The organism is Arcicella sp. GW458-12-2-14-TSB2 (assembly GCF_059423785.1).
Window position 1 is genome coordinate 1 of the sequence record NZ_JBWKYN010000268.1, and the last position, 5,298, is coordinate 5,298.

The 5,298-nt window shown below is 34.6% G+C and carries 3 protein-coding genes; all 3 read right to left on the reverse strand.

Translation table 11 applies throughout. The features are described from left to right. Nucleotides 1-1,168 (reverse strand): TlpA family protein disulfide reductase (locus tag AC07XN_RS23265; RefSeq protein ID WP_494744791.1); only part of this gene is annotated, 1,168 nt, incomplete at its 3' end. Between the two features lie 141 nt (nt 1,169-1,309). Beyond that, on the reverse strand, nt 1,310-3,277 hold the full coding sequence (gyrB, locus tag AC07XN_RS23270) for a DNA topoisomerase (ATP-hydrolyzing) subunit B (protein WP_309912749.1): 1,968 nt from the start codon (nt 3,275-3,277) through the stop codon (nt 1,310-1,312). A gap of 346 nt (nt 3,278-3,623) precedes the next feature. Then, on the reverse strand, nt 3,624-5,144 hold the full coding sequence (gene purH / locus AC07XN_RS23275; protein ID WP_494744792.1) for a bifunctional phosphoribosylaminoimidazolecarboxamide formyltransferase/IMP cyclohydrolase: 1,521 nt from the start codon (nt 5,142-5,144) through the stop codon (nt 3,624-3,626). Nucleotides 5,145-5,298 lie beyond the last annotated feature (154 nt).

Here is a 5,298-nt window from a genome sequence, read left to right on the forward strand (position 1 = left end):
TATTTAACCAAGACATATCATACTTTTTTATGATTTTGTTAACTCCCAAAGAATCACTATCAGAAGCAATACTCAGTAATTGAATTTTTGTTTTGTCTAATTTTTCATATATTTTTTTTAATTCTGGTAAATTTTCGATACATGGGGCACACCATGTACCCCAAAAATCTATGAGTAGATATTTATCTTTTTCAATATTATCAAAATACAAGCTATTAGAGATATAGTTCCCAACCTGAATACCAATAACATGTTTAGACTTTATGGTACTCCTCATATACAGTGTGTCGCCAGCTAACGATATTTTAGATATATAAAAGTTTACATTTCCAAGTCTTAGTGAATCGTAAGCCTTAAATGAAATTAGATTTACATTCGGTTTTAATGTTTGCTTATAGTCTTCCTTTTTAAAGAAAAATAGCGATGTCTTCCCCTCATTAAATTCAGCAGATATTGAAGTGTTAGAGCTTACAACTACATACTCCTCCCCATTTACATTAAAGCTACCTTTATTAAAATAAAAATGTTCAATCATTAAGTACAAGTCATCCTCAATAGGGTTTCCATAAGTTGCTCCCGTCTTAAAAGGATTTAGTTTTACGATAGTTTTAATCCATTGAGTTTTCTGTCCATTATCAAATTCATATTTCACAGCAATTACAGGTAGTTGTTTCAGTATTTTTTCATCTTTAATATCTTTGCTTTTAAGGCTAAAATCCCCTTCAATGTAATATGGAGTATCATCCCTAAAATCACTATTCCTATTAATATCTGCAATTATTACACGCTTATTCTTATTAATTTCACCAATAAAAAAATCTACATAATAAGCAGTTTTGCGTGGTTTAGATACAATTAAAGGCAGTATTTTATATATTTTCAATTTTTCTTCAAACTCTTCTTCTGACACTCCACCCTTTAGATATTCTTCATACAATTGTTTTTCTTTTTGAAAATAGGCTCTTTTTACAATTGACTTTCTTATGTTCATATCAGGAAATCTATATAAAGAGTCTGAGCGTAGGTTTAAAAAGGTAGTTGAATTATAAAATGGACCAACACCTATTTGTTTATGTAATAAAATTTTTTTTACGGTTTGGCTATGGATATATTGAGTAATTAAAAAAAAGAAAAATGGAGTTAATAAAAAGGCTTTGTGGTTTAACATTGCTTGATGTAGTTTAAATTTACAAAATCACAGTTTTTTATTATACCAATTTAACACCTATATTTATCCAAAACAAACGAGCTCCAGATACATTTTAAATAGTCTGGAGCTCGTTTATATATTTATATCACCAAAAATTAACTACACATCAATCTTCGCATATTTTGCATTTTTCTCAATAAACTCTCTACGTGGTGGTACTTCGTCACCCATCAACATTGAGAATAAATGATCGGCTTCTACTGCTGATTCTATCGTTACTTGTTTCAAAGTACGTGTATCTGGATTCATCGTAGTTTCCCACAATTGTTCAGCGTTCATCTCTCCAAGACCTTTGTAACGTTGTACTCCTACTGAATCTTCTTTACCATTACCTGCAATGCGTTTGATAGCTTGCTCACGCTGTGTTTCTGTCCAGCAATATTCCATTTGCTGTCCTTTCTTCACTTGGTACAATGGTGGCTGTGCAATATAAATATAACCTTTATCAAGTAAATCTTTCATATAACGGAAGAAGAAAGTCAAAATCAATGTTCTGATGTGAGAACCATCGACATCGGCATCCGTCATGATGATTACTTTGTGGTAACGTAACTTTTCAGTATTTAAGGCTCTTTCATCGCCATCTTTACCAAAGCTCACTCCCAATGCAGTAATCATATTCTTGATTTCTTCACTTTCGTAAATCTTATATTCTTGGGCTTTTTCTACGTTCAAGATTTTACCTCTTAATGGTAAAATAGCTTGAAATGCACGGTTACGACCTTGTTTGGCTGTACCCCCTGCTGAGTCCCCTTCTACTAAATACAATTCACAGATATGTGGGTCATTATCAGAACAGTCAGCTAGTTTACCAGGCAAAGAGTTACCACCCAATACAGTTTTACGCTGAACCATCTCGCGAGCCTTACGAGCCGCATGACGAGCCTGAGCTGCCAATACAACTTTAGCCACAATCTGGCGAGCCTCTTTAGGATGTTCTTCTAACCACGACTCTAGCATATCAGACATAGCCGCCGAAACTGCTCCTGATACCTCACCATTCCCTAATTTGGTTTTGGTTTGTCCTTCAAACTGAGGTTCTGCTACTTTTACAGAGATAACAGCAGTTAAACCCTCACGGAAGTCATCACCAACAATATCAATTTTTAGTTTATCTAAAGCACCCGATTTGTCAGCATAGTTTTTCAACGTACGTGTTAAAGCACCACGGAAACCTGCCACGTGAGTACCCCCTTCAATGGTATTGATGTTGTTTACATACGACACTACGTTTTCAGTATATGAAGTATTGTACATCATCGCTACTTGCACAGGAACACCATTTTTGTCTCCTTCCATGTAGATAGGTGCTTCAATGATTTTATCACGGCTTGCATCCAAATACAGTACAAATTCACTTAAACCACCTTCTGAGAAGAATAAATCGCTTTTAGGAGTACCATTTTCATCTAAATCACGAAGGTCTGTTAAACTAATTTGAATACCTGCATTCAAGAACGACAATTCACGCAAACGACCTGCTACTGTTTCGTATTTATATTCAGTTACTGTGAATATAGTAGCATCAGGCTTGAATGTAACGGTTGTACCTGTACGGTCTGTTTCACCTACTTCTTTTACAGGGTATTGCGGAACACCTATTTTATATTCTTGTTGGAAGATTTTTCCGTCACGATTTACGGTTACTTTTAAGTCTGTTGAAAGAGCATTCACACATGAAACCCCCACACCGTGTAAACCACCAGATACTTTATAAGTGTCTTTATCAAATTTACCACCTGCGTGAAGAACCGTCATTACAACCTCTAAAGCAGATTTTTTCTCTTTAGTGTGCATTCCTGTAGGAATACCACGACCATTATCTTCAACAGTGATAGAATTATCAGTGTTGATGGTTACTTTAATCGAATCGCAATGACCTGCTAAGGCTTCATCTATCGAGTTATCAACAACTTCCCAAATTAAGTGGTGGAGACCTTTAAATCCAGTGTCACCAATGTACATGGATGGACGTTTTCTTACTGCCTCAAGGCCTTCAAGCACCTGAATGTTATCGGCATCATAATTAGCTCTACTATTTTCTTCTAGTTCCTGATATTCTGACATATTTTATTTGATTTTGGAAGGTTGATTTTGAATGTCTTCAATATTTTATATACTAAACGACAAAACCTCACTTCCATTTTCATTTATATTTTTTGAAGCTTTTTGTAATGTGGTGTTTAATCTGCCCAATTTGCTTTATTTCCAATTAAAAAGTAAAAATACAAAAAACCTATCAAATCATCTAACGTTTGTTGATTTTTGCATAGAATTTGGGCTAAAAAACAGGCTTTTTTACAGAATTGATGAAATGAAATTTTAGTATAGATTTTATAAAGCAAAATAATGTAAAAAACCTCGCCCAAAAGATGAGCGAGGTCTTATAAAAATTATATTAAAGAGCTGGTTTTTAGTGCTTAAAGTGTCTAACACCTGTCATCACCATTGCCAAGTCGTTAGCATCGCAATAAGCTATTGAATCTTTGTCTTTAATCGACCCTCCTGGCTGAACGACCGCAGTAATACCTGCTTTATGAGCAATCTCAACACAGTCTGGGAACGGAAAGAATGCATCAGAAGCCATTACTGAACCTTGTAAGTCAAAACCAAACTCAGCAGCTTTATCAATGGCTTGTTTTAAAGCATCTACTCTTGAAGTTTGTCCAACTCCTGATGCCAATAACTGACCTTCTTTCGCTAAAATAATGGTATTAGATTTAGTATGCTTACAGATTTTCAAAGCAAATTCCAATGCACGTAATTCTGAATCAGTAGGTATTTTTGTCGTTACAGTTTTGAAATCAGCAACGGTTTCTGTCGCTAAATCTTTATCTTGTTCCAATACCCCATTCAATAATGTTTTGAACATCATTGTTGAATTTTGTACAGGTTTACGTTTTAACAAAATACGGTTTTTCTTAGACTTCAATATTGTCAAAGCTTCTTCAGTAAAATCTGGAGCAATCAAAATCTCGAAGAACAATGAATTCATTTCTTCAGCAGATGCTTTATCAACAGTTCCGTTGGTAGCCAATACTCCACCAAATGCAGAGATAGTATCACAAGAAAAAGCATTCAAATATGCCTGATGAACCGTTTCAGCAGAAGCTACACCACAAGCATTCGTGTGTTTGATGATGACAAAGGATGTCTCTTTGAATTCATCTAACAAAGTAATACAAGCATCTACGTCGACAAGGTTATTGTATGATAATTCTTTACCATGCAATTTATCAAACAAGGCATCTATATCACCATAAAACGTAGCTGATTGGTGTGGGTTTTCGCCATAACGAAGCGTACTTTGTGGTAAAGATTTGAAATCATAAATATCATTAGTATTACCATTAAAATAAGCATGAATGGCAGTATCATAATGAGAAGATGTACCGAAAGCCAACATCGCAAATCGTTTACGATCTAACAAATCTGTACTACAGTTTTTGGCTTGTAAAATCGAAAGTACTTCTGCGTATTGAGTGCGAGACGAAACAATCAACACATCATTGAAGTTTTTAGCAGCACCACGAATTAGTGAAATACCACCGATATCAATCTTTTCGATAATATCATCTTCAGATGCACCACTTGCAACTGTTTCTTCAAAAGGGTATAAATCAACAATCACTAAATCGATTGAAGGAATTTCGTATTGTGCCGCTGTAGCTACATCACCTTCATGGTCACGACGGTAAAGAATACCACCGAAAACTTTTGGGTGAAGGGTTTTTACTCTTCCTCCAAAAATAGAAGGATAACTTGTTAGGTCTTCTACTGCTGTCACAGGAATACCTAATTCTTCAATAAAAGTTTGCGTACCACCTGTCGAGTATAATTTTACTCCATTTTGATGAAGTAATTCGACAATCGGAGCGAGTCCGTCTTTGTAATAAACCGAAATAAGAGCTGATTGTATTTTTTTGGAAGACATGATTTTGGGATTCTGAGCAACAGGAACTTACCCATTAACTCAAAGATTGTTCAAACGAAGGTACAAAATTAATATATTTTGTATTTTTCATAGTATTTTCCTTGAATTTTATCAGAATACAATGATTATTTTTAGATTATTTTCTTGCTAATAG

Bases quoted from the DNA above. Each gene is read 5' to 3' on its own strand.
- purH (WP_494744792.1), bottom strand. From the start codon at position 5,144: ATGTCTTCCAAAAAAATACAATCAGCTCTTATTTCGGTTTATTACAAA.
- gyrB (WP_309912749.1), bottom strand. From the start codon at position 3,277: ATGTCAGAATATCAGGAACTAGAAGAAAATAGTAGAGCTAATTATGAT.